This is a genomic window from Peribacillus sp. NPDC101481 (assembly GCF_044767165.1).
Taxonomy (GTDB): Bacteria; Bacillota; Bacilli; order Bacillales; family DSM-1321; genus Peribacillus.
The window spans coordinates 104,810-130,610 of record NZ_JBIWNJ010000005.1 but is presented as its reverse complement, the minus strand read 5'-3'; the positions used below and the strand labels follow the sequence as shown (position 1 = coordinate 130,610).

Below are 25,801 nucleotides of genomic sequence, written 5' to 3'. Positions count from 1 at the left end.
TTAAACCAGTAAAGAGAGTTGACGGGTGGTGCAAGTCAACCTGGGACGGTCGCGAACTCGCCTTGGAGTCCCGGGTGTGAATTAATAAGTAATGCCTGGCGTTTTAATCCATGTTACGGATGTTTTAAGCTGGGCGGATTTTAGCTATCGCCAATGTGGGTGGTACCGCGGGAAGATATACATAATCCTCTCGTCCCTATTTTGGGATGAGGGGTTTTTTATTGTTTTTTATACGGAAATTAGGAGGAAATGATATGAGTTTTGACCATAGAAGCATAGAAACGAAATGGCAAAAGTATTGGGAAGGCAATAAGACATTCAAAACGGGTGAAGAAAGCGGCAAACGCAAATTCTACGCGCTGGATATGTTCCCATATCCTTCAGGGGCAGGTCTTCATGTGGGGCACCCGGAAGGTTATACGGCAAGCGATATCCTGGCACGGATGAAACGGGCGCAGGGGTATAATGTATTGCATCCGATTGGCTGGGACGCTTTTGGACTTCCGGCAGAGCAATATGCGATCGATACGGGAAATGATCCAGCCGAATTCACGGAGCACAACATCAACACGTTCCGCCGCCAAATCAAAGCCCTAGGTTTTTCTTATGACTGGGATCGCGAAATAAACACGACAGATCCCGACTATTACAAATGGACGCAATGGATTTTCTTGAAATTATATGAAAAGGGCCTTGCATATATTGATGAAGTTGCAGTTAACTGGTGTCCGGCACTTGGCACGGTATTGGCTAATGAAGAAGTCATCGATGGGAAAAGTGAGCGTGGGGGCCATCCGGTTGAGCGTCGCCCGATGAAACAGTGGATGCTTCGTATCACTGCGTATGCAGACCGCTTGATTGACGATCTGAACGATGTGGATTGGCCGGAAAACATCAAGGATATGCAGCGTAACTGGATTGGCCGTTCCGAGGGAGCGGAGGTTACTTTCAATATTGATGGCTTTGATGATACATTCACGGTGTTCACGACTCGTCCGGATACGTTATTTGGTGCAACATATGCCGTATTGGCACCTGAACATCCGTTTGTCGATAAAATTACCACGGCTGACCAAAGGGCAGCAGTTGAAGCTTACTTAGATGAAGTGAAACATAAAAGCGACTTAGAAAGAACAGACTTGGCCAAGGATAAATCAGGCGTGTTCACGGGGGCTTATGCCATTAACCCGGTAAACGGCGAAAAAATGCCGATCTGGATAGCCGATTACGTGTTGATCAGCTATGGAACGGGTGCGATCATGGCGGTTCCTGCCCATGATGAGCGTGATTATGAATTTGCAGTCAAGTTCGACTTGCCGATCAAGGAAGTCGTAGCTGGCGGAGATGTGACAAGTGAAGCATATACAGGCGATGGACTTCATGTGAATTCGGAATTCCTTGATGGATTGAATAAAGAAGAAGGCATTTCGACGATGATCAAATGGCTGGAAGAAAAAGAAATCGGTACGAAGAAAATAACATACCGTCTTCGCGACTGGTTATTCAGCCGTCAGCGTTACTGGGGTGAACCAATTCCGATCATCCATTGGGAAGACGGCACGATGTCTGCAGTGAAGGAAGAAGATCTTCCATTGATTTTACCGAAAGCTACGGACATCAAGCCTTCAGGTACAGGCGAATCACCACTTGCAAACATATCGGAATGGGTGAATGTAACGGATGAAAATGGACGAAAAGGGCGCCGTGAGACAAACACGATGCCACAGTGGGCAGGCAGCAGCTGGTACTTCCTTCGTTATATCGATCCGGACAACAAGGAAGCACTTGCAGATCCTGAAAAATTAAAAGAATGGATGCCGGTCGACATTTATATTGGCGGCGCTGAGCATGCGGTGCTTCACTTGCTTTACGCTCGTTTCTGGCATAAATTCCTGTACGATATCGGTGTCGTGCCAACGAAGGAGCCATTCCAAAACCTATTTAACCAAGGAATGATCCTTGGCGAGAATAATGAAAAAATGAGTAAATCAAAAGGGAATGTTGTGAACCCGGATGATATCGTTGAAAGCCATGGTGCCGATACACTTCGCATGTACGAAATGTTCATGGGGCCATTGGATGCTTCGATTGCCTGGTCCACAAACGGATTGGACGGTTCCCGCCGATTCCTTGACCGTATCTGGCGTTTATTAGTCAACGATGACGGTACGATCACAGATAAGATGACCGAAACGGATGACACGGGCAAGCTTGAAAAAGTCTATCATCAAACGGTTAAAAAAGTGACCGAGAACTATGAGGAATTGAAATTCAATACGGCGATATCACAATTGATGGTATTCATTAATGATGCTTATAAAGCGGATTCGCTTCCTAAAGTATATATCGAAGGCTTCGTAAAGCTGCTTGCACCAGTTGCACCTCACATTGCCGAGGAGCTTTGGTCTAAACTGGGCCATTCCGAGAGCATCACGTACGGTACATGGCCGGCGTTCGATGAAGCTAAGTTAGTGGATAACGAAGTCGAAATCGTCATCCAAATCAACGGAAAAGTTAAAGCGAAATTAATGGTGCCGACTGACACTACGAGAGAAAAACTGGAAGAAATCGCGATGGGTGATGATTCCATCAAAGAACAAATCGATGGGAAAACCATTCGTAAAGTGATTGCCGTACCAGGCAAATTAGTCAATATCGTCGCAAACTAAATAAAAATGATTGGAAGCTGTCCCGCATATTTTTCTGCTGGGACAGCTTTTTTTCGTGGCATTGGCTGACCATAGGAATTAGGTCATGTTAGGATACTCACCGATTTAAATCTATTAGCGATCAATCTACCAATTAGGCTACTATCGTCATGAGAGGAACATCGGAACGTAAATATCTTGCTTAATTGGTTCATGCGAATCATTTTTCAGCTCTATGGCCAAATAAATTAAGCATTTGACATAAAAAAGGGAAAAAATTGGTTGATAAAATTTTACAGTGTGATAGTTTGGTATAGTACTGTTATTTTTTAACCAATTATTGGAGGGAAAACCGTGAAATTTAAGAATGTGAGTCGAATTACGGCGTGTGCACTTATTTTTGCACTGATTTTCAGCTTGATGGTTCCGCTGAATTCTCAAGCAGCAGCTGCAACACCCATTGAAAATGTAAAAGCCATTAAAAATGGGGACACTCTGGACGGAAAGTTTGAAAAACCGGATGTTCAATGGTACCAAATCAGTCCCACAACAGAAGAAGTACAAAAGTTCTCCCATATTGAGTTCGAAGTCAATTCGGACAAAATCTTGAATATCTCCGTATATCAAGATAAAGGAAAAGCAGAAAAAGATGAGAGCAATTATATTGTCTCTTCTTATCCTGATGAAAAAGCTGTAGTCGATTTCCCATATGCTTGGGAAGGCACATATTATGTTAAAGTTGAATATTTCGGCGATACGGATGATGAGGGAAATCCCATTCCGGATGCGGAAAATGTAGCTGAATACTCCATCAATGCGCATTCAGTGACATTGCCGCCATCTGCCGGGGACGAAGGAGAGGAGCTAGAATCTTGCCCGGTTGAAGTGAGTGTAAATGATAAGAAAACTGGAGAATCCATGTTGAAAACACTCCGCGTGTTTAGAGATGAAGTTCTCACGAAGTCGTCTGAGGGACGTACCCTTTCCTCTTTATACTATAAAGCTTCGCCATTCCTGGCCCTTCATCTGGCTGGTAATAAAACGGCAAGGGAAGCCGTTTATAATCACTTAGTCGAGATTAAGCCCCTTATCGAGGATCTTAATGAAAATGGAGCAAGCAGTACGGCAGTCATTAGCAACAAGCAGCAAGAGGCGATTAAGGCCTTATTCAATAAATCGGCAGACGTCGCTCCGGCGGGATTGAAAAAGGATATGGACGCCATTGCAAAGAAAATCAATCTTGATAAACTTGCAGGTGAGAGAATCGTCGATATCGCAAGCAAAGCGGGAATCGAACTTCCTGCTTCGAAAAATGTAAAGAATAAATATATCGTCAAACTTAAACCTGGGAAGTCATTAAGCGCTGTCCAATCCAAGATAAGCGGAAAAGGATATGGAACATTATCGGCGCCTAAGCAACAAGAGGTTCTGTATGATGATATGTATGTTGTAGAGTTAAAGAACCAAGCTAAAATGAGCACAGCAGCTCTATCCGGTATCGAAAAACTTCCAGAAGTGGAATATATCGAAGCGGTAAAAACGTACAAAGCACTTTCTGCCGACATTCAATCTCCGTATCAATGGTCTTTAGATAACGCCGGCGGGGAAGAAGGCATTAAGGGAGCGGACATTGATAACGAAAAACTGCAGAACCTTATTAAGAAACGTAATTTAAAAGATACGTTGGTAGCGGTTATCGACACAGGTGTCGATGATTCACTGGCGGATCTACAGAGTGTCGTTGAAATGGAGTCCGGTAAGAATTTCATCGATAAGAAAGAAAAAGCAATCGATGACAATGGTCATGGTACACATGTATCCGGAATCATCGCTGCCAAAGCAGATAACGGTTATTCTATGCAAGGAATCAATCAAGTAGCTAAAATCATGCCTGTGAAGGTCTTGGACTCTTCAGGTTATGGAGACAATGAGAAAATTGCTCTAGGCATTAAATATGCCGTGGATCATGGTGCAAAGGTCATAAACCTTAGCTTGGGCGGAGAATATAGCAGGACGATTGAATATGCCTTGAAACATGCGGCTGCCAAGAATGTAATGGTTGTCGTAGCAAGCGGTAATGATGGGATGGAAGGTCTTTCTTATCCTGCATCATCAAAATATGCCATATCAGTCGGTGCAACCAATGCCCTTGATTTAGTTTCCGATTATTCCAATTATGGATCGAAGTTGGACATGGTCGCTCCGGGAACAGCCATTCCGAGCCTTGTGCCTAACGGGAATGTTACTTACATGGATGGTACATCAATGGCAGCTCCCCATGTTGCGGCAGCCACGGCCTTATTATTATCCGGAAACCCTGGGTTGAAAGTGAATGAAGTAAGGGAAATCCTTCATGAGACATCGGAATATGTCGCTTTTGAAGAAGAAGATAATGTAGACCCTTATGAGGGCTATGAACCAGAAGATGGAGAAATCATCATACCGGAAGAAGAACTTCCTGTCGGGAAAGATTTAGTCTCCGGATATGGAAGGCTGAATGCTTACAGTGCTCTTAGTGCAGTGGATTTACAAGCTAAAGTCAATCTTGTGATGGATACGCAAACAAAACTGACTGGTTCAGCTAAAAAAGGTTCAATAATCGAAGTGAAAAGCGGAAGCAAAACGCTCGGTAAAGGAACGGCGTCAGCCAACGGAACGTTCAGCGTTACGATTCCAGTCCAAAAAGCTGCACAGCTGCTTACTGTGAATATCTCTGATTCTTCCAAACTAGCAGTATCTTCAATCAAAGTATTCGTGAATAAGGGTGCAACCCCTAACAAGCCAACTGTCAAAGCTTTAAGTGACAAAGATACGTATGTAACGGGTCAAGCGCAAGCGGACATGAAAATCTCGATTAAAAATAGTGCAAAAAAAGTGATTGGTTCAGGCAACACGGACAGCAAAGGGAATTTCAAAGTGAAAATCAGCAAGCAAAAGGCCGGCACTAAACTTTCAGTCACGGCTACAGACTTAGCAAAACGTGAAAGCAAGGCCGCAACCGTGACGGTTCTCGATAAAACCGCCCCGGATGCACCGAAAGTGAATGAAGTAAGCGATAAAGCTACTTCAGTAACTGGTAAAGCGGAAATCGGTTCAACCGTTACCGTGAAGCACAGCAATAAAAACATCGGAACGGCAAAAGCTGATAGTAAGGGGAACTTCTCCATTAAAATCAGCAAGAAAAAAGCAGGCTCCGCATTATACGTCTCAGCAAAAGACAAAGCGGGCAATACAGGAAAAGCAGCAAAAGTAACGGTTAAAGATAAAACCGCTCCAGGTACACCGAAAGTGAATGAAGTAAACGATAAGGCAACAAAAGTAACTGGTAAAGCGGAAATCGGTTCAACCGTTACCGTGAAGTACAGCAATAAAAACATCGGAACGGCAAAAGCTGATAGTAAGGGGAATTTCTCCATCAAAATCAGCAAGAAAAAAGCAGGCTCCGCATTATACGTCTCAGCAAAAGACAAAGCGGGCAATACAGGAAAAGCAGCAAAAGTAACCGTAAAGAAAGCTAAATAGCAACAGGGGAAGGCCGTTTAACTACATGTTAAACGGCCTTTTTTTGTGTGAAAACGAATCAAAATACTGCTCCTCATCGGCGGTGTTTTTGCTATGAGCGTGCCTTTTTCCGGGCCGTGATGCTAGAAAATTATTTATCATTGCATTTTCATTTCATGATGTCAGATGTGGCATGTCCCATTTTAATTATGAAACTTCACATACTTGCCATTCATATATCATTAATCTGTTCAAAAATAAATTTCAGGAGAAAATATGATGAAAAGAAGAAAGGAAAGAGTAATAGCATTAGGTACTATTTTAGCTTGCTCAATCGGGTTAGGAACGCTTTCAGTTGAAGCTGGGAATGAGAATTCGGTATATTCCTTTAAGATTAAGAAAGAGCAAGGCAACGAATATACACATACAAAGTATCGCCAAACGACTACAGAACGGAATACATGGAAGGTGAGAATGTATCATTCACAAGAAGGTACGAATACTTATACGACATATTGGTTGGAAAGAAGCGATGGCACGAACGTATCTCCTGCAGTGAAAGTTACAGCAGGTAGCAGCGGTGAAAAAAGTGGGCGCAACCATTATGTTAAAGGCAATGCAGGTGCCAATGCCGCTAATGTTAGGTTAACGGCTGAGAATAATAATTATAGCTCTAGTACCTATACTGTAGAGGGATATTGGGATGAAGAGACAGGGAGAATACTACCTGGACAATATAAGACTTATTACACCACTGAATATAATAAATAAAAAATGATGAATATGGTGAAGCCACCTTGGATGATTGTTGATTCAAGGTGGCCTTATAAAGGGAGACAAAATGAATAGTTATTATTATCGATTAACAAATAATAAAAAAGCAAAGTTCATCGTGTTATGTATTGTGGCGATTGTCATTATTGATATTTTTATTTTGATCGGCAATGTTTTAGAGTCATGGATCATGCCCCATCTAGCCACTTTTTTAGCGGCAAGTTCATTAGGTCATATGATGCAAATACTACTAATCTGGTTTTTGCCCATTTTTCTATTGATCATGTGCGCCGACAGCTATATTCAAGACTATAAAACAGGCTACCGATATATCGTAGCGACCAAAAAAGGGCGATACTCTTATTATAAAACGATGTTATTGGGAAATATGTCATTTTCCTTTTTAGTGGTGGTTGGTTGCTTGCTATTAAACATGATTATTGCATATTTTGTCTAAATAAAAGCATAGCCGCGTTAACTTTACTCGTATTGATAAGCGGATTCCTTATCTATAAAGTGTACATTGTTCCATCAGCGATGAGTGCCGCTAATAGAAATACGGAAAATAATGCTGCTTCCTATAAGGTGTTGGAATCACAAAACATCATTGTCGGGAGAGATATCGATCAGGGTTATTATGATATTAAAGCTCTCGATAGTGAAGCTGTAGTTGCTGGCAATAAAATGCACAAAAATGCTGTACTGCATGCAGAGCCTTCATATATGAATGAAAATTTCTCGATTAAAGGGAAGATTGAATTCAAGCCTTCTGAATTTGAAAAAGTCGTGAAAAAAAATCAAAAAATCATCATGAAAGATCCTGGTCATTATGTGGTCGGTACAGAGATCCCAGCGGGGAATTATGTACTATCAAGAACAAGCGATAAAATTGGAGTGTTTGTCGATATAAAAGATGAAACGGAAACCGAAAGCTTGCAAACGATTCAATGGGATATCGACGAAAAAGTGAAAAAGCCAATCGTGATCGAACTGAAAAAGGGCTATAACGTATATATCGATAAAACGGGAAAAGATGGTTATATATCGAATGAAGGTGATCTAATATTGGTGAGAAATAATGAGGACTGAGTAATTTAAGGGGATTTAATACCAGCTTAATTGAGTGATAAGTTTTCTTAGATTCAAATTCCATGATCGCTTCTTAAAATATTAATATTTATTGCCTACCGAAATGATAAGGAATCAAGCTCAAAAGCGGATTCCTTATTTCAAATGTATATACCTAGGGCGGGATTTTCGAGGGTCATTATATCCGCCGGTTATTTGATGTCCGAGAGAGCTCGCGATGACTACTGCTGCAAAGAGGAGGATGATTTTCTTCAAATTAATGATCTTCTTTCCGTTTTATTATTTTTAAAGATTACACCCAAATACCTCTTCCTTCAACCCCTTTTTAAAATGTAGAAAAATTTACATCCATCCTATAACTTGGACTTACTCATCTTTCAAATGAGCAAAATCAGTCATCCAATGGTTTTTTCATCATCAACCATTAGATGACAACCCTTTTTTGATTCTTCAAACGCCTCATTTATTTTCTCGAAGTCATAGAGTTTAACGATCCACTTTTGCAATAGTATCGTGCTAAAACAAACTTGCCCCTGCATTTGTCAGCTCATTTAGTGAATTCACTTCTCAGGAGGTAGACAACATCGTATTCCTTCAACTCGTCCATATGTCCTTCCATATCACCATAAAAATCAGTGGAAAGTGAACGTATGCCTTCATTTCCGCTTGAGTAACATATACTCGCCAATGCAAGCTTGTTTATGCTGTTTATTTTGAGTTTGCCAGCACTGTCCCATACGCTGGAATCCATTTCATCAATGGTTTCAGGATAAGTAACCGTATCCGTACCATCATCGTTTTGGATGCTGACGCTGAACATCGATCGTCTTTGATCATCATCCGTTTTCGATGTCGTAAAGATGATTGTCCCATTCTTTTCAATCCCCGTTGTCATGCGTCCCATTTCAGGTTCGACAAGTTTGCCAAATTCATATTTTTCGACCCAGACGGACATCTCCTTGTATGTATCATCAACACTGAAATTGATAAGAAAGGAATGTTCACTTGAATTCTCCAGGATGGCTTTCTCCCTTGCTGTCAGCTCAGGAACTGAAAGGATATTCTCGGATTTTGGCTCATCGGCCTTACAGGCAACTAAAGAAAATGAGAGCAGGGATAGGATGATGGATAAATAGATCTTTTTCATGATTATCACCTCTTGAATACTGAGGACCTAATTAAATCCAATTCTTATATATTATAACATTATATTGAAAAACGGAATCGGAACGCGGCAAAAAAGGCGAGCGATCGGTATGCTTGCCTTTTTTTGCATTTAGAAAGGTTGGGAAAGAGCCTTATTGGCAACATCGACGTCATTTTGAAGCAATTGGTTCAAATCGTAAGCAGGATAGAGGTTTCTTTCATAAAGGTAGTTGAATATCTTGGCATGGGTATCGATGGCTCCATTTAAATGTTTCTTAAATACCTTTCGAAGGGAAGGGGTGGCTGTTTCCGTAATCGCCATTGCGTAATTTTTGATAGATGATTTGGCAAAGCCCAGCAATTCCCCGGCAGCGGCGGCCGATGCGTCATCCCTTGATACATCGTCATCCCTGTCCGTTTTAGGCGTCAACGGGTAAAATTGCAGCAGCTCCATGATGTTTTGGGTAAGGGTATCGATTGTTTGCTTATAAATCGTTTTTAGAATTGGGTCTTTTATTTTTGGGTAAGCTTTTTTAAATTTCATAAGGGCATTGGACTGAGCGGCAACCAACTCATGAAGCTCGAGTGTTTCATGCCAAGCAAGATGTGGATAGGTGGGTTGCATTTAAATTCCTCCTGAACGAATAATCTTGATACATTATTCGTTCAGTGGGCTATAGGCAAGTTGTCTAGTTGAAATATTTATGGGAAGAACTGGTCCCATCTACGATTACCATTAACCGTTTAGAAGGCCATATTTTATTGATATTGCTCGAGAACAGAGAAGAACTTTTTGGCAAATTGGTAAAAAAGTTTTTCTGATGGAGCCAAGTCCCTGTTTTTAGGAGTGATGATGCCGACAGTCCGTTTGACTTCGGGTGTATCGATCGGGATCTTGACAGTCAGTCTTGGAATGACTTCATAAAAAGTACTGTCAGGGAGCAGACTGACTCCGATTCCGGCAGAAACGAGCCCTTTTATGGAATCCATGTCTTCACCTTCCGAGGCGATATTCGGTGCAAAACCGGCTGCTTTGCACGCCTCGAGTGCAATAGTGTGAAAGATGTATCCTTTGGGAAACAAGACGAAGGGATCATTTCTTAAATCACTTAGGCGTAGACTCTTTCTTTCAGCCAAAGGGTGAGTGATGGGAAGTAAAGCCGATATGTTTTCCGTGAACAGGATATGACCTTCAATATCTGGATCGTTTGTCGGAATCGGCCCAAGAAAGGCTAATCCGATTTCGCGATTTTTGACAGCTTCCTTTAAAGAGGAATAAGATCCCTGTCTTAAGTGGAAGCCGATATTTGGCTGCTCATCTTTAAAAGCGGAAATGACGGTAGGCAGTAAATGGGTGGAAAGGCTGGTCGGGAACCCGATTTTAATGCTTCCGTGTTCAGGGTCCAAAAACTCCTCAATTTGATATTTAGCATATTCAATCGCCTGTATCGCCGTTTTGGCATGGATTAAGAAAATTTTACCAATTGGAGTCAATTGGATATTCCGGCCGATTTTCTCGAATAACAGAACGCCAAGTTCATCTTCCAATCTGGATATTTGCCGGCTGATTGCAGATTGTGCGATATGCAGGTGCTCTGCGGCTTCTGAGACGTGTTCTCTCTCGGCGACTTCAACAAAATAACGTAATTGTCGTAGTTCCATTTATTCATCCTCCTGCCATTCATCTCAAATTGAGATGGATTCTACTAGAATTATATATTGTTTATATCGATTTGAAAACCTAGAATAAATGTAAGTGACATAACGGTGTAAGAATACGATGGGGGCGATTAATATGACATACAATCAAATACCAAAAGCACAAGGGCTCTACCATCCTGAATTTGAACATGATGCATGTGGGATCGGTTTATATGCTCATTTAAAAGGGCTTGCTACACATGACATCGTCAAACAAGGACTGAATATGCTGTGCCAATTAGATCATCGCGGCGGACAAGGCAGCGATCCGCTTACAGGAGATGGCGCAGGATTAATGGTACAGATTCCTGATGAATATTTCAGGCTGGCATGCCCGGAAATGAATTTGCCGGCAAAAGGACGCTATGGTGTAGGCATGCTCTTTTTCTCTAACAATGATGATGAACGGAATGAAATCGAAGCTCGTTTGAATGCATTTATCGAACAAGAAGGCCAAACGCTATTAGGCTGGAGAACGGTTCCTGTTGATGCAACGAAAATCGGAGAGGTCGGCAAGGAGACATGTCCGACGATTCGCCAAGTATTCATCGGGGCAAGCGAAGGGATGACTGATGATTTAGCTTTTGAGCGTAAATTGTTCATTATCAGAAAACAAGCTGAAAACTGGGCTCGTGAACGCGGCAATCGTTTTTATTTTGCCAGCCTTTCAAGTGCTACGATTGTATACAAAGGATTGTTGACGCCTGAGCAGGTGGATGCTTTTTATCTTGACCTTCAACAGGAGTCCTTCGTTTCGGCTTTCGCTTTAGTGCATTCCCGCTTCAGCACGAATACATTTCCTAGTTGGGAACGGGCACATCCAAACCGTTACCTGATCCATAATGGCGAAATCAATACGCTTAGAGGTAATGTGAATTGGATGAAAGCTCGTGAGCAGCAGTTTGTTTCGGAAGCATTCGGGGATGACCTGCAAAAGGTGCTGCCTATTCTTGATATAGACGGCAGTGATTCCTCGATTCTTGATAATGCACTTGAATTCTTCGTGCTTGCCGGGCGTAAACCGGCACATGCGGCGATGATGCTGATCCCTGAACCGTGGACGGAAAATCCGCATATGACGAAGGAAAAGAAGGCATTTTACGAATATCATAGCATGCTCATGGAGCCATGGGATGGGCCGACGGCCATATCCTTTACGAATGGCAAGCAAATCGGTGCCATCCTGGATCGAAATGGTTTAAGGCCTGCAAGGTATTATGTGACAAAAGATGATTACATCATTTTCTCCTCTGAAGTCGGCGTGATCGATGTGGAGCCGGAGAATGTATTATATAAAGATCGTTTAAGCCCAGGCAGAATGCTTTTAATAGATTTAGAGGAAGGCCGTATTGTTTCCGATGAAGAGATCAAGTCGGAAATGGCTCAGGAAAATCCATACCAGCAATGGCTGGACGAACAGCTTGTACAATTAAGTGACGAAGAACCTGTGCTCGAAGGGGAGCCATTGAGTGATTTGTTATTCAGGCAAAAAGCGTTTGGATACACGTATGAAGATGTCCAAAAATATTTACTGCCGGTCATTAACGAAGGCAAAGATCCACTGGGCAGCATGGGGAATGACATTCCGTTAGCGGTCTTATCAGATCGCCCGCAATCGCTATTCAACTATTTCAAGCAATCCTTTGCACAGGTAACCAACCCGCCAATCGATTCGCTTCGTGAACAGATCGTCACGTCAACGATGACATTCCTCGGTGCGGAAGGAGATTTGCTGAAACCGGATGAAACGAACAGCCGCCGCATTCAATTGGATTCACCTGTTTTGACGCCAGGTCAAATGCAGCAGTTGAAAGGAAACGCCTATCCTGAATTCAGGAGCAAAGTCATTCACACTTTATTTTCAGAAGATTTAGAGAGTGAACTTGATCGCATCTGTCGTGAAGCGGAACAAGCAATCGCTGATGGAGTAAGCCTTTTGATTTTATCTGACAAGGATATGAGCAAGGAAAAGGCTGCGATACCTTCCCTGCTGGCTGCGAGCGCCCTTCATCAGGAGCTGATCCGTCATGGGAACCGTACAAAAGTGAGCATTATCGTTGAATCCGGGGAAGCGAGGGAAGTCCATCATTATGCGTCCCTGATCGGGTATGGAGTGGATGCGATTTACCCGTACCTTGCTTATGAAACATATAAGCAGGCCGTATTGGAAGGCAGTTTGGCCATCAGCTACGAAGAAACGGTGAGGAAATATGTACGCTCGTTGACGGAAGGCATCGTAAAAGTAATGTCGAAAATGGGGATTTCAACGATTCAAAGTTATCGCGGAGCGCAAATTTTCGAAGCGGTCGGAATCGGTGCTGATGTGATTGAACGCTATTTCAGCGGTACTGCATCGCAGCTTAGTGGGATCGATTTGGAAACGATCGCAGATGAAGCGTTGATTTGTCATAGAAAAGCTGCAGCTGATTCCCTTGACCAAACACTTGAAAGCGGAAGTGATTTTCAATGGAGAAAAACAGGGGAACATCATGCTTTCAATCCGAAAACGATCCATACACTGCAATGGGCCTGCCGGAAAGGCGATTATAATTTATTTAAGCAATATTCAAACTTGGCAAATGAAGAGAGACTCGGTTTTTTACGGAATTTATTCTCGTTCGACCAAAAACGCCAAAGCATTTCTATAGATGAAGTTGAATCCGTGGAATCCATCGTCAGCCGATTCAAAACGGGCGCGATGTCATTCGGTTCATTGAGTCAGGAAGCACATGAAACATTAGCGATTGCGATGAACCGTTTAGGCGGAAAAAGCAATAGCGGTGAAGGCGGGGAGCACCCTAGCCGTTACCAACTGGATGAAAACGGCGATGACCGCCGCAGCGGAATTAAACAAATTGCGTCCGGTCGTTTTGGAGTGAAAAGCCATTACCTTGTTAATGCCGATGAACTTCAAATCAAAATGGCGCAAGGTGCAAAGCCGGGTGAAGGCGGCCAGCTGCCTGGAAACAAAGTATACCCTTGGGTCGCAGAGGTCCGTGGTTCCACACCGGGTGTCGGCCTTATTTCACCGCCTCCGCATCATGATATCTATTCAATTGAAGATCTGGCACAACTGATCCATGATTTGAAAAATGCGAACCGTGATGCCAGAATCAGCGTCAAGCTTGTGTCAAAAGCAGGAGTAGGCACGATTGCAGCCGGTGTGGCCAAAGGAGCCGCAGATGTCATCGTTATCAGCGGGTATGATGGCGGTACGGGCGCATCACCAAAAACGAGTATCAAACATACTGGTCTTCCTTGGGAGCTGGGCCTTGCCGAAGCACACCAAACATTGATGCTGAATGGCCTGCGAAGCCGTGTAGTCCTTGAAACGGATGGAAAATTAATGACGGGACGCGATGTGGTCATGGCAGCTATCCTTGGAGCGGAAGAATTCGGTTTTGCTACAGCGCCGCTTGTGGTTCTTGGCTGTGTGATGATGCGTGCTTGCCATTTGGATACATGTCCTGTCGGGGTAGCTACTCAAAACCCTGAGCTTCGCAGCAAATTCACAGGAGATCCCGATCATGTCGTGAATTTCATGCGCTTCATCGCTGAGGAAGTCCGGGAAACGATGGCTGAGCTTGGTTTTAGAACATTGGAAGAAATGGTCGGCCGCACTGATGTTTTACAAGTTAGCGAGCGGGCGCAAAACCATTGGAAAGCGAAGCATCTGGACTTGACGACACTACTTTTCCAACCGGAGGGGATACGTACTTATCAACTTCCTCAAAACCATAAAATAGAAGAATCCTTGGATATCCGTGAGATTTTACCTGTTGTGGAGCCTGCTTTAATTGATCAAACCCAAGTGGATGTCAGCTTCCCGATTACAAACGTGAACCGTGTGGTCGGAACGATTGTCGGCAGTGAAGTATCCAAACGCTATGGTGAGGAAGGGTTGCCTGAAGATACGATCACACTTCGTTTTACAGGATCGGCGGGCCAGAGCTTCGGTGCGTTCATTCCAAAAGGGATGTCGATGTATTTGACAGGTGATGTCAATGACTATGTTGGAAAAGGCTTATCTGGCGGAAAGATCATTGTCACGGCACCTTCTGGCAATCAGATCGAGGCCGGGGACAATGTAATTGCCGGAAATATCGCCTTATATGGTGCAACAAGCGGCGAGGCCTACATTAATGGCCGTGCAGGGGAACGATTTGCCGTACGGAACAGTGGAGTCAATGTCGTCGTTGAAGGAATTGGAGACCATGGCTGTGAGTATATGACAGGCGGACGCGTGGTCATCCTGGGTGACGTCGGCAAAAACTTTGCGGCAGGCATGTCAGGCGGCATCGCTTATGTACTTGCTGATGATGCAGAAGAATTCAAGGCATTATGCAATGGTGAAATGATAGAATTCGAGACGCTTGATAATATGGATGATGCCAACGAGGTAAAAGAAATGCTTTACAGCCACCTTCATTATACAGAAAGTGCCAAAGCATCGTATGTACTGGAAAACTGGGAGGATTTCGCTAAGAAATTCGTAAAAGTCATTCCGAAAGATTACAAACGGATGATCAAAAGCATCAATGAGCAGAAGCGTGCAGGGCTGACGGATGAAGAAGCGATCATGAGTGCATTTCAAGCAAATGCCGTTCAAGATAAAAAAATCACTAAACAAGCTGTGATGCAGTAAGGAAGGGGAGAGAAAGATGGGAAAAGCAACAGGATTTATGGATTATCCGCGAGAAAAACCAAAAGACCGGAATCCTCTCACTCGTTTAAACGACTGGAGAGAGTATACAGCTCCTTTCTCTGATGAAAAGTTAAGTACACAGGGAGCGCGGTGTATGGACTGCGCCACCCCTTTCTGCCATATGGGCATGGAATTGAACCGAGTCACAACGGGCTGTCCGATTCATAATCTGATTCCGGAGTGGAATGATTTGGTGTATCGCGGCAGATGGAAAGAAGCATTGGACCGTTTATCGAAAACGAATAATTTCCCTGAATTCACCGGGCGCGTCTGCCCGGCCCCTTGTGAAGGGTCTTGTACGGTAGCGATAAGCGATCCTGCCGTTACCATCAAGAACATTGAACGGACCATCATCGATAAAGGATTTGAAAATGGCTGGATCACGCCTCGCATCCCTGAAAGCAGGACCGGCAAGAAAATTGCCATCATCGGTTCAGGACCGGCAGGATTGGCGAGTGCCGACCAGTTGAATCAAGCAGGTCATTCGGTCACGGTTTATGAGCGTTCAGACCGTGCAGGCGGGCTGTTGACATACGGCATCCCGAACATGAAGCTTGAAAAAGATGTCGTTGCACGCCGGATCAAATTATTGACCCAGGAAGGCATCGATTTCATTACCAATACAGAAGTAGGCAAAGATATAACAGCCGAAGAACTGCAAGATCAGTATGATGCAGTCATCCTTTGCACAGGTGCCCAAAAGCAGCGTGACCTGAAAATTGAAGGACGTGAAGCAACAGGCATTCACCTTGCAATGGATTACTTGACGACTTCGACTAAAAGCCTGCTGGACTCCAATTTTGAAGACGGCAAGTTTTTAGACACTAAGGGGAAGGACGTCATCGTCATCGGCGGCGGGGATACAGGGGCTGACTGTGTCGCGACTGCCCTTCGCCAGGAATGTAAGAGCGTCGTACAATTCGGGAAGCATCCAATCCTTCCGACGGCCCGTACATCTGATAATATGTGGCCAGCCTACCCGAATGTGTTTTCCCTTGATTATGCATATGAGGAAGCGGAAGCGAAATTCGGTGCAGATCCGCGTCAATATTCAATCCAAACAAAAAAAATCGTCGCCGATGAAAATGGCAACGTTAAAGAACTGCACACAATCTCAATGGAAAAAATCAAAGGCGATGACGGAATGTACATTTTCCGGGAAGTACCAGGAACTGAAAAAGTATGGCCTGCACAATTCGTTTTCATCGCAATCGGATTTGAAGGAACGGAAATGCCGCTATTAGCTCAATTTGGCGTAGAAACAGTGCATCAAAAAATTGATGCCATTTATGGCGATTACAGAACCAATGTCGAAGGAGTTTTCGCTGCCGGAGATGCAAGGAGGGGGCAAAGCCTCATCGTTTGGGCCATCAATGAAGGCCGTGAAGTAGCTCGAGAAGTGGACCGCTACTTGATGGGCGCATCGGTATTGCCTTAATTTCAAAAAAAGAAGTGCCATTATGGCGCTTCTTTTTTTGTGTGGTGGGAAAAATGTGCTCACGAGTAAAACGCCGGAACTCACGAGTAAAACGCCGGAACTCACGAGTAAAAGCACCGAATTCACGAGTAAAGCGCCGAAACTCACGAGTAAATGCCCTGATTTCACGAGTAAAGCGCCGAAACTCACGAGTAAATGCCCTGATTTCACGAGTAAAGCGCCGAAACTCACATGTAAAGCACAAAACCCAAAGAATAACTAACCCAAAAATTTTCAATAATGTACGGAAAACAACACGCTTAAGGGAATTCCTAAGCGTGTAAGTGTATTATTTCAAACTAGGTGGCAAGTATTGTTCACAGATGATGATATCATCGTCTTTTAGGACATAAGGATGTGTTTCCAACAGTATGGTTTTAAGGTAGTCTGGCATCCTGTCACCTTTATACGCACAAATTAATGGAAACGACAGTAGATTTACAGCTTCATCTACTGTTCTCTCAAATTCCTCTATGATGTGCAGCGGCTCTTCCAGGGTTGCCCATTCCACATGTGCCCATGATCGGAAAGAGATTTTATTTTCCACATAGGGCTGTACCATTTTATTAAAGTATTCTTCGATTGCAGGAGGATGATAACTGCCGCTTGAACAATAGAAATCGAAGTTGTTCACAAAATGAAGGAACTCCATTTGATCTTCCGTTAACCGAGTGCTCAGCTCTTTTTGAATAATGGGGTAAATACGGTCATTTTCAACAAGAATGACGTAATCTCCCGCCATGATGCCATCTTGGATATAACTTAAAACCTGGTTAAGGTAATGTTCCATTTCATTATAGGAATACAGCACATGAATGTTTTTTTGATCTTCAAACAACTTATTCATTTTGCTTTTCAATATATCATTCCTTCTTTCATGTATCGCTTCCATTATACTAGAGTTCCATAGGCAGGACAAAATGAGAATTTTTTAACAAGGACAAAAAGCAATCCTTCGCCATTGAAGGATTGCTTTTCCGTTTTATTTAAGCCGTTCGATCAGGTCGGTCATTTTATCCAAATTGGTTATGTTCTGGTTGCATTTCATACTGTCCAGGCAAATATAATTCCCTTTTTTAATGAATGTACCTTGGACGGTTCCTTTTGTTTCAGACATGAACATCCCTACTTCTTCAAAGCGGCTGCATATGGCACAAATCCCTTTTTTGTTGGCAGGTTTAATGGTTCCATGCAATCCGGTGAGTTTATGATGATGGGGGGCAATGATGAATTTCTTTCCGGATCCGACATCATCCCATCCTAGGTATGAGATCTCTCTCAAATCGATGTTTTCCAACAAAGGGGTTTTTAATTTCTTTGCTTTAGGAAATAGTTTTTTTATCGTTTTTTCGGTTACTTCTTTAAATGGGATCACAAATGGCTTCACCTGTAAGAGAAAGGCTTCGGCTTGTGCGGGATCTTTGATGGTATCCACTGGGTCCAGCAGTTGTTTTTGCTCTTCGTACAAGTCACTGAATAAGCTTAATACTCTTTCTTTGGCGACTGTTTTCAGGGTGTTGATCACATCCTTATCGTTGGCAGTCGCGTGTCCATTTATGAGAATTTGTGTTTGGGATTTTATGAAGTTATACTGCTCGCTCCTGATAAAAGGTTCCATTTTCTTCACTCCTGTTTCTGCAAGTGTTACCGTTTCTCTTTACTTTACATAAATTGCATCTGCTTTAAAAGGGGGAAAACGGCTAAGAAACATACTCTGCATACAAATAACACTGATATCATTATCAGTGCTACCCGTGTAATCCTTATTTAGAATATACGATTTTCTTGATGGTTTCCGCGGAGAGAAAATGTTCCTCTGCTAATTGATGGATGGTATGCCCGTCCTTGAATGCATATTTTATAGAGGCATTCCGGTCATCGATCAATTCCCTTGATCCCGAACGGGTTCCCCATTTGTGATGGGCCTTTTCGGGTTTAGGGATATATATGGTTTCACCTTGCACATACTTTTGAATTTCAACGATCAGCTTTTCAGGTAAAACGGCCGTCGCTTTTACATATTTCATTTCTGCCAGCCCCTTATTCTTTATTAAGAATGAAATAAGGTGCAAAGCCGAATATTAGAAATGATAAGGCGGGCGATTAAGTTTAGCTTAATTCAACCCCATGCAAAGTATCGCCTCCAATACTAGGCTTTGCATGAGACGCTGCAGAAGGTGGCATTAACATTCTTATTGCCATCTTTACACCTCCCCTTTGTGTTTCCGAAGAACACGTATTGTTCTTATTATAAAATATATAAGGGTGGTTGCCAAACTTTTTCCAATGTTAAAGCAGAATCGGCGGGCTGATTGTTTGATAATGCTCTGAGTCCATGAAATAATTTTAATGGAAACCAAACTAACCATTATGGGAGCTGACCTTTATGAAAGTATTCGTAGTTGGGGCAAACGGGCAGATCGGTAAACAGCTTGTAGATTTATTAAAAGATAGCCGGGATCATAGTGTACGGGCGATGGTTCGCAAAGAAGAGCAAAGTAAGCATTTAGAGAGAAGTGGAATTGAATCTGCGGTCGTCAGTTTAACTGGATCAGTGGATGAGATTGCGAATGCGGCAAAAGGCTGTGATGCCGTCGTGTTCACAGCAGGGTCCGGAGGAAGCACCGGTGCTGATCAAACGCTGTTGATTGATCTGGATGGTGCAGTTAAAACGATTGAAGCGGCAGAAAGCTTGGGAATCGACCGATTCATCATGGTGAGTGCTTTTCAGGCCAATAATCGCGAAAACTGGAATGAAGCGATCAAACCGTATTATGTGGCAAAGCACTATGCGGATAGGGCATTGTTACAAAGCGATTTAAATTATACGATCATTCGGCCTGGCGGTCTGGTGAATGAACCGGGAACGGGAAAAGTGACAGCTGCCGAGGAATTGGAAAGAGGTTCGATTGCCCGTGAAGATGTGGCTCGAACGATTCTTGCGTCATTGACTGAAGAAAATACCTACAAGCGTTCTTTTGATTTAATCTCTGGCGATATTGCAATCGCGGAAGCATTGAAGAAAATTTAACGAAAAAAAGGAGGCAGAGCCACTCAGGGGGAGTGGGCTCTGCTTATTTAATTCCTTCAATATGCTTGATGACCTTCGCTGGGTTTCCACCGACAACAACGCCTTCAGGAACATCCTTTGTTACGACGGCCCCTGAAGCGACGACGGAATGACTCCCTATTGTAACGCCGGGATTGATGATGGCCCTTCCGCCAATCCATACATGATCCCCTATCGTAACCGGCTTTCCGTATTCCACTCCAGAACTGCGTTCAAAGGGATCCAGCGGATGTGTGGCTGTATAGATATGCACTCCGGGAGCCAACATGCAGTCCCTGCCAATTTTCACTTCACAAACATCCAAAATGACACAATCAAAATTAGCATAAAAGTTTTCCCCGACAGAAATGTTGTATCCATAGTCACAACGGAAAGTGGGTTCAATATATACATTTAGCCCAGTGGAACCTAAAAGCTGTTTCAGCAGTGCAGTTCGTTCGTCCCCTTCGCTTTCCGTTGTCTGATTGTATAACCGGGTCAACTTTCTGGCATTTTCCCTATCTGTGATTAATTCCGGATCAGCGGCCATGTAAGGTTTCCCGCTCACCATCTTTTCTTTTTCAGTATTCATGTTTACCTCCTATATTCTTGTTTTTTATAGTTTGGTTAAATATTAAAACATTTTTCCTGCAAAATAAATTGCGGTACTTTTTACTCAAATTTCCTGTTGAATCTGAATGTCTCTCTCGTTTTCTTGGAAAGAAGTAAGAAAAGAAAGATTTTTCCGAATAATGAATGAAATAGCTTTGACAAACGTTCCGCCGAATTTTATAGTAAGAAGAGTTATGGATGATTCATAGTTTCATGAAGGTCCATTTTAACAGATAAGTAGAATGGTTCGAAGTTCATGTCACTTTTTACCGGAAATTGATGGACAACTTTTCTTCGTTAAGATAATCAAATCAATGGAGGGCTCTATATGTCACAGAAAGCACCGCTATCTTTTGTCATTGTAACAGGATTAATGCTTTTTGCTTTATTTTTTGGAGCAGGAAACTTAATTTTCCCTGCCATGCTCGGTCAATCCGCGGGGACCAATTTGTGGTCGGCCAGTTTAGGGTTCATCATTACTGGTGTTGGATTGCCATTCATTACAATACTGGCATTTGGTTTTTCGGGGAAAAATGATGTTCAATCGCTTGCAAGCAGGGCACACCCGTTATTCGGCATCATTTTCACAGTCGTTCTTTATTTATCTTTGGGACCGCTTTTCGCGCTTCCAAGAACGGGGAGTGTGTCCTACGAAATAGGGATTAAACCTTTCCTATCTAATGATGTCGGTTTTTTACCATTGCTGATATTCACGATCATATACTTTGGAATTGCCTGTTTGTTATCCATCAATCCATCAAAAATGCTCGATATCGTCGGAAAAATATTAACACCTTTATTATTGATTTTCATCGGGATTCTCATTGTGGTCGCCATTATTAACCCAATGGGTGAAATCCAGTCACCAGTGGCTGATTATTCAGATAATTCTTTCTTCAAGGGGTTTAAAGAAGGATATTTGACCATGGATACGCTGGCCGGATTTGCATTTGGGATCATCGTCATCAACGCGATCAAAGATAGAGGGATAACATCAAGAAAAGAAGTGTTAGGCTTCTGTTTGAAAGCCGGCTTAATTGCTGCCACCTTGTTGGTGATCGTTTATGCGTCCATAACTTATGTCGGGGCAACAAGTGTGGAAAAACTCGGTCAACTGGGTAATGGCGGAGACGTTTTGGCTCAAGCCTCGAATCATTTTTTCGGACCGGCTGGTGCCGTGTTGTTAGGGTTGATTGTGATCGCTGCTTGCCTGACGACAAGCATCGGTTTGATAACGGCTTGTGCTACGTATTTCAATAAAATACTGCCTGCTGTATCGTATAAATCATATGTCGTCATCTTCTCCGTTTTCAGTGCGGCTGTTGCCAATGTAGGTTTGACAAAGCTCATTTCCATTACAGTGCCTGTGTTAACGGCGCTTTATCCCGTGGCGATCGTTTTGATTGTCCTAACGTTCTTCCATTCCTTATTCAAAGGGAAATCGGAGGTATATTTAGGAAGCTTATTATTAACGGCCATCATCAGCATAATGGATGGAATAGTGGCATCAGGCATTAAAATGGATTCCGTTTCGGACCTTTTCACTCAATACCTTCCACTATATAGTGTAGGGGTGGGATGGATAATTCCTGCCATCATCGGCGGTGTATTGGGCTACATGGTATACCTATTGAAAGGCGACCCTAAGGAAGCCTATTAAGGGATATCATTCACTAACATGGATTCTTGAAAGGAGCTGTCTTGCTGACAGCTCCTTAGTTTGTCTACAAAAGTGAGTTCGGAATGGTCTTACCCCGCCCCTATTTTGATGAGGCTGGGCATCCGCGGAAAGGAAGCGGATTTCAGAAATCAGGCAGGAACGTCTTTTACATAAAAAACTGCAGCGAACTAGTTCTATGGTTTTTTATTGTTTTATGAAACTCTTATTGGATTGAAGAAATCTGTGACACGCAATTTGCTTTGATGAGTCTTGGTATCGGAGTAAGGGAGCGGATTTCAGAATGAAAAACTGCAGGGGAAACTCGTTTTATTCCGAGTTTATCCACAGTCTGGGGAGCTGTCTTGATGACAGCTCCTTTTCTTAGTGTTTGTTTTTAATGGGAAAGAGCCTTAAAATGTTCAGAAAGGGGTGTAGGAACATAATGATCAATCGACTACCAATAGAAATAGCAAATATATTACAAGCAAGCAAAAAGAATCCTTCTCAATTTGAGGAATTGATCAGGAGCGGCGGATATCTGCCTCCCGAGATGGAGTTGATGGTGGATGCCATCACGGCCTTGAGCATGGGAAAGAATATCCTTTTGAAGGGTCCGACAGGGGCTGGAAAGACAAAGTTTGCCGAGACATTATCGAACTTATTCAACCAGCCGATGTTCAGCGTCAACTGCTCAGTCGACTTGGATGCAGAAAGCTTATTGGGCTTCAAGACGCTGGCTTACAAAGAGGAAAAACAAGTGATAGAATTCGTACCTGGACCAGTGACCAATTCGATGAATCACGGTCACTTCCTATATATAGATGAAATCAACATGGCAAAACCGGAAACTCTGCCGCTTATCAATGGCGTGCTTGATTACAGAAGGACGATAACGAATCCGTTCACGAATGAAGTCATAACGGCAAAAGAAGGCTTTAATGTGATTGCTGCAATCAACGAAGGGTATGTCGGAACAGTGCCGCTGAATGAAGCGCTAAAAAATAGGTTTGTCGTCATTGAAGTTCCTTATATCGAAGGGGAGCAGTTAAAGCAATTGATAGAAACCAATACAAAGCTGGAGGACCCAAAAAGTATTGATTTGTTCGTTAAACTGTCGAGTGATTTGATAAATGCCGTGAATCAAGGGAAGGTGGCTGAAGATGCGGCATCGATCAGGGCTTTGCTTGATGCTTGCGATCTGAGTGTGTTGATCCCGGCGAAACGGGCGATTCTTCGTTCCATTGTGGATAAGTTGGACGAGGAACGGGAGCGTGAGTTCGTGAAGAACTTGGCTGACACATTATTCTAACTAGGAGAATGCCTCATGAAGTATATCCGGTTCAATGATTCAATAATAGATACGGCTCTTTTTTTACAGCTTCAGGATCTCTCGACTGTTTTATCCGGCATTCCTGAGCTGGAATTCGAATACAATTATGGCTCCTTCATTGATCTGATCGAGAATAAGGTCACAGCTAGCCATTTTTGGGAAAATGGCAATAAGGAAGTGAAGGAAGCGGGATTGAAAACAGACGTGCTCCTTAGAACGATAGGCACGCTGCATCATACGACAATCCAGAGCATGAAGGAGTACCAGGACAGCATCGGGGAAAGTTCACTTCCGAAGTTTGCAGCCCAATTATTCGCTTTGCTGGAAGATTTGCGATTGGAAGAATTGGTGAAGAAAGAAAGGCCAGGCACGAAAAAATGGTTTTCGGTAAGGGGGGCTTACCTTAAACAATATTTCGAAAGCCAATTGGCGACGAATGTCACAAGAAGTTTTGCACTGGATGAATTATACTGCCTCATATATTTACTGCTTCAATCTGACAGGCCGGATCCGATTTTTCCAAGAGCCAATGAAAGGCAGCTGGAAGAACTGGAGAAGCTCAAACCGTTCATCCATTCGGTCTTTGAAGCCACTAAAACCAGTGATATCACAAGGATTTGCGAGCAAATCGTTTTCCGTGTCAATGATGGATACGAGGATACGATGAATGAATATTTCATTTTCCCCATTGCAAGTGTGGAAAAGTATAAAGCAAATACCTTATTTGATGAACTGACTAGAAATGATGAACTGTTGAACGATGATACAGATGATGCAGACGAAGAAAAAAGTGAGTTCATTGATGAAAAATTTTCGACTTGGCATCGGGAGAACAAGAACGGCGAGAGTAATTCGACGTTTCTCCAATTTGAATTGGAGCAGGGAACGAAAACAAGCCTGATGGGCGGAGGTGCCCGGGAAGCGGAAGATGCCGACCAAGCACTGGCTTCGATCCAGGGTTCATCAGGTGAAAGTCAACAAAAGGAATACAATCAGCAAGAAACGCTGGAGAAGAAACAAACCAATATGGGTAAAAGCGGTGAACATCCATTTGGTGAAGAAAATAAAGACGTGGTTCAGGTAATCAAGGAAGCAAAAGTACCAACACTTACGGAAGAGAAGCGCTACCGTGAGTTTGTTGCGGATATCGAACCGTTTAAGAGAAAACTCTCCAGTACAATTGAAAAAACACTGGAAAATAAAAAGAATGCACCTAGAAAAGATTTGGTTTTTGGCCGTTTATCAAAGAAATTACTGCCGCTTGTATTTGAAGAGAATCCTCGGGTTTTTTATAAAAAGAACCAGGATTCAAATGAAATGGATGCCGTATTCACATTGCTTATCGATTGCTCGGCATCCATGCATAACAAGATGGATGAAACGAAACGAGGGGTGGTCCTGTTTCATGAAGTACTGAAGAAATTAAGGATCCCCCACTCGATAGTAGGCTTTTGGGAAGATGCAAATGAAGTGAGAGAAGGATATCAGCCAAACTACTTCCATGTGATCCAATCCCATTCTGATTCTCTTTATCTAAACTCAGGAGCTAAAATCATGCAGCTTGAACCTGAGGAAGATAACCGGGACGGATACAGTATCAGGGTTGCCGCAATGGAATTGGAAAAAAGACGCGAAAAAAACCGTTTCTTGCTCGTGTTTTCCGATGGTGAGCCGGCAGCTGCCGATTATGATCAAAATGGCATTGTCGATACACATCTTGCTGTTTCGGAAGCCAGAAAAAAAGGCATCGAAGTCATCGGCCTGTTTTTAGCCGATGGAGGCATCGATGAAAGTGAAGAGATGACGATGAAAAACATCTATGGCAAAGAACGACTAATGATTCCGAGTGTAGCTGAATTGCCAGAGCAATTTACACCGCTGTTAAAAAAATTGCTGCTGAAGACCATTTGAGAAATCGGGTTTCCCCTGAAAAGCAAGATTAGAACGGAAATAGGAATCCGATTAGAATAAAGGAATAAAACACAGTAAGATCCAATGGGATCTTACTGTGTTTTTTGTTTTCATGTCAGTTATTTGCATTAAGTGAATATATTGGTGGAGACTTGAAAAGACAACGAATGCGATTTCTTTTGACGGGATTGGGGTAAA

Annotated in this window: 18 protein-coding genes and 1 other annotated feature (1 of these 19 only partly in view); of the genes, 11 read left to right on the top strand and 7 right to left on the bottom strand. The window is 43.0% G+C overall.

Annotation, left to right across the window (positions count from 1 at the left end):
• Positions 1–201 (top strand) — a binding site (T-box leader) (it extends 30 nt beyond the left edge of the window).
• 53 nt (positions 202–254) lie between these two features.
• The 5 genes from leuS to ACIROD_RS23910 all read left to right on the top strand — a co-directional run bounded on the left by leuS (position 255) and on the right by ACIROD_RS23910 (position 8,012).
• The gene (gene leuS, locus ACIROD_RS23930) at positions 255–2,669 is read left to right on the top strand and encodes a leucine--tRNA ligase (protein WP_101225555.1); all 2,415 of its coding nucleotides are present in this window, start codon (positions 255–257) and stop codon (positions 2,667–2,669) included.
• Positions 2,670–3,002: 333 nt separating this feature from the next.
• On the top strand, positions 3,003–6,170 hold the full coding sequence (locus ACIROD_RS23925) for an Ig-like domain-containing protein (RefSeq protein ID WP_402945023.1): 3,168 nt from the start codon (positions 3,003–3,005) through the stop codon (positions 6,168–6,170).
• Between the two features lie 258 nt (positions 6,171–6,428).
• A complete protein-coding gene (locus tag ACIROD_RS23920; RefSeq protein ID WP_402945020.1) occupies positions 6,429–6,920 on the top strand; it encodes a DUF2712 domain-containing protein in 492 nt (163 codons plus the stop codon).
• Between the two features lie 70 nt (positions 6,921–6,990).
• Complete coding sequence (locus ACIROD_RS23915) at positions 6,991–7,380, top strand: DUF2705 family protein (RefSeq protein ID WP_402945017.1); 390 nt, start codon at positions 6,991–6,993, stop codon at positions 7,378–7,380.
• Positions 7,341–8,012: a hypothetical protein gene (locus tag ACIROD_RS23910; RefSeq protein WP_402945013.1), complete on the top strand. Its 672-nt coding sequence runs from the start codon at positions 7,341–7,343 to the stop codon at positions 8,010–8,012. The genes ACIROD_RS23915 and ACIROD_RS23910 overlap by 40 nt, the downstream gene beginning before the upstream one ends.
• A 547-nt stretch (positions 8,013–8,559) precedes the next feature.
• Here ACIROD_RS23910 and ACIROD_RS23905 read toward each other — a convergent pair.
• The 3 genes from ACIROD_RS23905 to gltC form a co-directional block, all read right to left on the bottom strand.
• On the bottom strand, positions 8,560–9,159 hold the full coding sequence (locus ACIROD_RS23905; RefSeq protein ID WP_402945010.1) for a hypothetical protein: 600 nt from the start codon (positions 9,157–9,159) through the stop codon (positions 8,560–8,562).
• A gap of 129 nt (positions 9,160–9,288) precedes the next feature.
• On the bottom strand, positions 9,289–9,783 hold the full coding sequence (locus tag ACIROD_RS23900) for a spore coat protein (RefSeq protein ID WP_260359129.1): 495 nt from the start codon (positions 9,781–9,783) through the stop codon (positions 9,289–9,291).
• 134 nt (positions 9,784–9,917) lie between these two features.
• Complete coding sequence (gltC, locus tag ACIROD_RS23895) at positions 9,918–10,820, bottom strand: glutamate biosynthesis transcriptional regulator GltC (RefSeq protein ID WP_076370054.1); 903 nt, start codon at positions 10,818–10,820, stop codon at positions 9,918–9,920.
• A gap of 133 nt (positions 10,821–10,953) precedes the next feature.
• Here gltC and gltB point away from each other — a divergent pair, with 133 nt between their 5' ends.
• Both gltB and ACIROD_RS23885 read left to right on the top strand, forming a co-directional pair.
• A complete protein-coding gene (gltB, locus tag ACIROD_RS23890) occupies positions 10,954–15,504 on the top strand; it encodes a glutamate synthase large subunit (protein WP_402945006.1) in 4,551 nt (1,516 codons plus the stop codon).
• Positions 15,505–15,520: 16 nt separating this feature from the next.
• Complete coding sequence (locus ACIROD_RS23885) at positions 15,521–17,002, top strand: glutamate synthase subunit beta (protein WP_101225546.1); 1,482 nt, start codon at positions 15,521–15,523, stop codon at positions 17,000–17,002.
• A 328-nt stretch (positions 17,003–17,330) separates the two neighbouring features.
• Here the strand turns inward: ACIROD_RS23885 and ACIROD_RS23880 are convergent, their stop codons facing one another.
• From ACIROD_RS23880 to ACIROD_RS23870, 3 genes are all read right to left on the bottom strand, one after another.
• A complete protein-coding gene (locus ACIROD_RS23880) occupies positions 17,331–17,900 on the bottom strand; it encodes an MEDS domain-containing protein (RefSeq protein ID WP_402945003.1) in 570 nt (189 codons plus the stop codon).
• Between the two features lie 123 nt (positions 17,901–18,023).
• Positions 18,024–18,659 (bottom strand): FusB/FusC family EF-G-binding protein, encoded by a 636-nt coding sequence (locus ACIROD_RS23875; protein WP_402945001.1) that lies wholly within the window; start codon positions 18,657–18,659, stop codon positions 18,024–18,026.
• Between the two features lie 145 nt (positions 18,660–18,804).
• A complete protein-coding gene (locus ACIROD_RS23870) occupies positions 18,805–19,068 on the bottom strand; it encodes a CD3324 family protein (RefSeq protein ID WP_101225543.1) in 264 nt (87 codons plus the stop codon).
• Between the two features lie 359 nt (positions 19,069–19,427).
• On the opposite strand from ACIROD_RS23870, the gene ACIROD_RS23865 reads away from it, so the two are divergent.
• Positions 19,428–20,072: an SDR family oxidoreductase gene (locus ACIROD_RS23865; protein ID WP_101225542.1), complete on the top strand. Its 645-nt coding sequence runs from the start codon at positions 19,428–19,430 to the stop codon at positions 20,070–20,072.
• A 43-nt stretch (positions 20,073–20,115) separates the two neighbouring features.
• On the opposite strand, the gene ACIROD_RS23860 is transcribed toward ACIROD_RS23865, so the two are convergent.
• Positions 20,116–20,682 (bottom strand): sugar O-acetyltransferase, encoded by a 567-nt coding sequence (locus ACIROD_RS23860; protein ID WP_230178468.1) that lies wholly within the window; start codon positions 20,680–20,682, stop codon positions 20,116–20,118.
• A gap of 348 nt (positions 20,683–21,030) precedes the next feature.
• On the opposite strand from ACIROD_RS23860, the gene brnQ reads away from it, so the two are divergent.
• The 3 genes from brnQ to ACIROD_RS23845 all read left to right on the top strand — a co-directional run bounded on the left by brnQ (position 21,031) and on the right by ACIROD_RS23845 (position 25,603).
• A complete protein-coding gene (gene brnQ / locus ACIROD_RS23855) occupies positions 21,031–22,362 on the top strand; it encodes a branched-chain amino acid transport system II carrier protein (protein ID WP_402944996.1) in 1,332 nt (443 codons plus the stop codon).
• Positions 22,363–22,804: 442 nt separating this feature from the next.
• The gene (locus tag ACIROD_RS23850; protein ID WP_230178466.1) at positions 22,805–23,671 is read left to right on the top strand and encodes an ATP-binding protein; all 867 of its coding nucleotides are present in this window, start codon (positions 22,805–22,807) and stop codon (positions 23,669–23,671) included.
• A gap of 15 nt (positions 23,672–23,686) precedes the next feature.
• Complete coding sequence (locus ACIROD_RS23845; RefSeq protein WP_402944993.1) at positions 23,687–25,603, top strand: vWA domain-containing protein; 1,917 nt, start codon at positions 23,687–23,689, stop codon at positions 25,601–25,603.
• The last annotated feature ends 198 nt before the right edge of the window (positions 25,604–25,801 follow it).

Excerpts from the sequence above, each read along its gene's own strand:
- ACIROD_RS23920 (WP_402945020.1), top strand. The coding sequence starts at position 6,429 with ATGAAAAGAAGAAAGGAAAGAGTAATAGCATTAGGTACTATTTTAGCT.
- ACIROD_RS23845 (WP_402944993.1), top strand. The coding sequence starts at position 23,687 with ATGAAGTATATCCGGTTCAATGATTCAATAATAGATACGGCTCTTTTT.
- ACIROD_RS23870 (WP_101225543.1), bottom strand. The coding sequence starts at position 19,068 with ATGAAATATGTAAAAGCGACGGCCGTTTTACCTGAAAAGCTGATCGTT.
- ACIROD_RS23860 (WP_230178468.1), bottom strand. The coding sequence starts at position 20,682 with ATGAATACTGAAAAAGAAAAGATGGTGAGCGGGAAACCTTACATGGCC.
- ACIROD_RS23850 (WP_230178466.1), top strand. The coding sequence starts at position 22,805 with ATGATCAATCGACTACCAATAGAAATAGCAAATATATTACAAGCAAGC.
- ACIROD_RS23905 (WP_402945010.1), bottom strand. The coding sequence starts at position 9,159 with ATGAAAAAGATCTATTTATCCATCATCCTATCCCTGCTCTCATTTTCT.
- brnQ (WP_402944996.1), top strand. The coding sequence starts at position 21,031 with ATGTCACAGAAAGCACCGCTATCTTTTGTCATTGTAACAGGATTAATG.
- ACIROD_RS23885 (WP_101225546.1), top strand. The coding sequence starts at position 15,521 with ATGGGAAAAGCAACAGGATTTATGGATTATCCGCGAGAAAAACCAAAA.
- ACIROD_RS23875 (WP_402945001.1), bottom strand. The coding sequence starts at position 18,659 with ATGGAACCTTTTATCAGGAGCGAGCAGTATAACTTCATAAAATCCCAA.
- ACIROD_RS23900 (WP_260359129.1), bottom strand. The coding sequence starts at position 9,783 with ATGCAACCCACCTATCCACATCTTGCTTGGCATGAAACACTCGAGCTT.
- gltB (WP_402945006.1), top strand. The coding sequence starts at position 10,954 with ATGACATACAATCAAATACCAAAAGCACAAGGGCTCTACCATCCTGAA.
- ACIROD_RS23915 (WP_402945017.1), top strand. The coding sequence starts at position 6,991 with ATGAATAGTTATTATTATCGATTAACAAATAATAAAAAAGCAAAGTTC.
- gltC (WP_076370054.1), bottom strand. The coding sequence starts at position 10,820 with ATGGAACTACGACAATTACGTTATTTTGTTGAAGTCGCCGAGAGAGAA.
- ACIROD_RS23865 (WP_101225542.1), top strand. The coding sequence starts at position 19,428 with ATGAAAGTATTCGTAGTTGGGGCAAACGGGCAGATCGGTAAACAGCTT.
- leuS (WP_101225555.1), top strand. The coding sequence starts at position 255 with ATGAGTTTTGACCATAGAAGCATAGAAACGAAATGGCAAAAGTATTGG.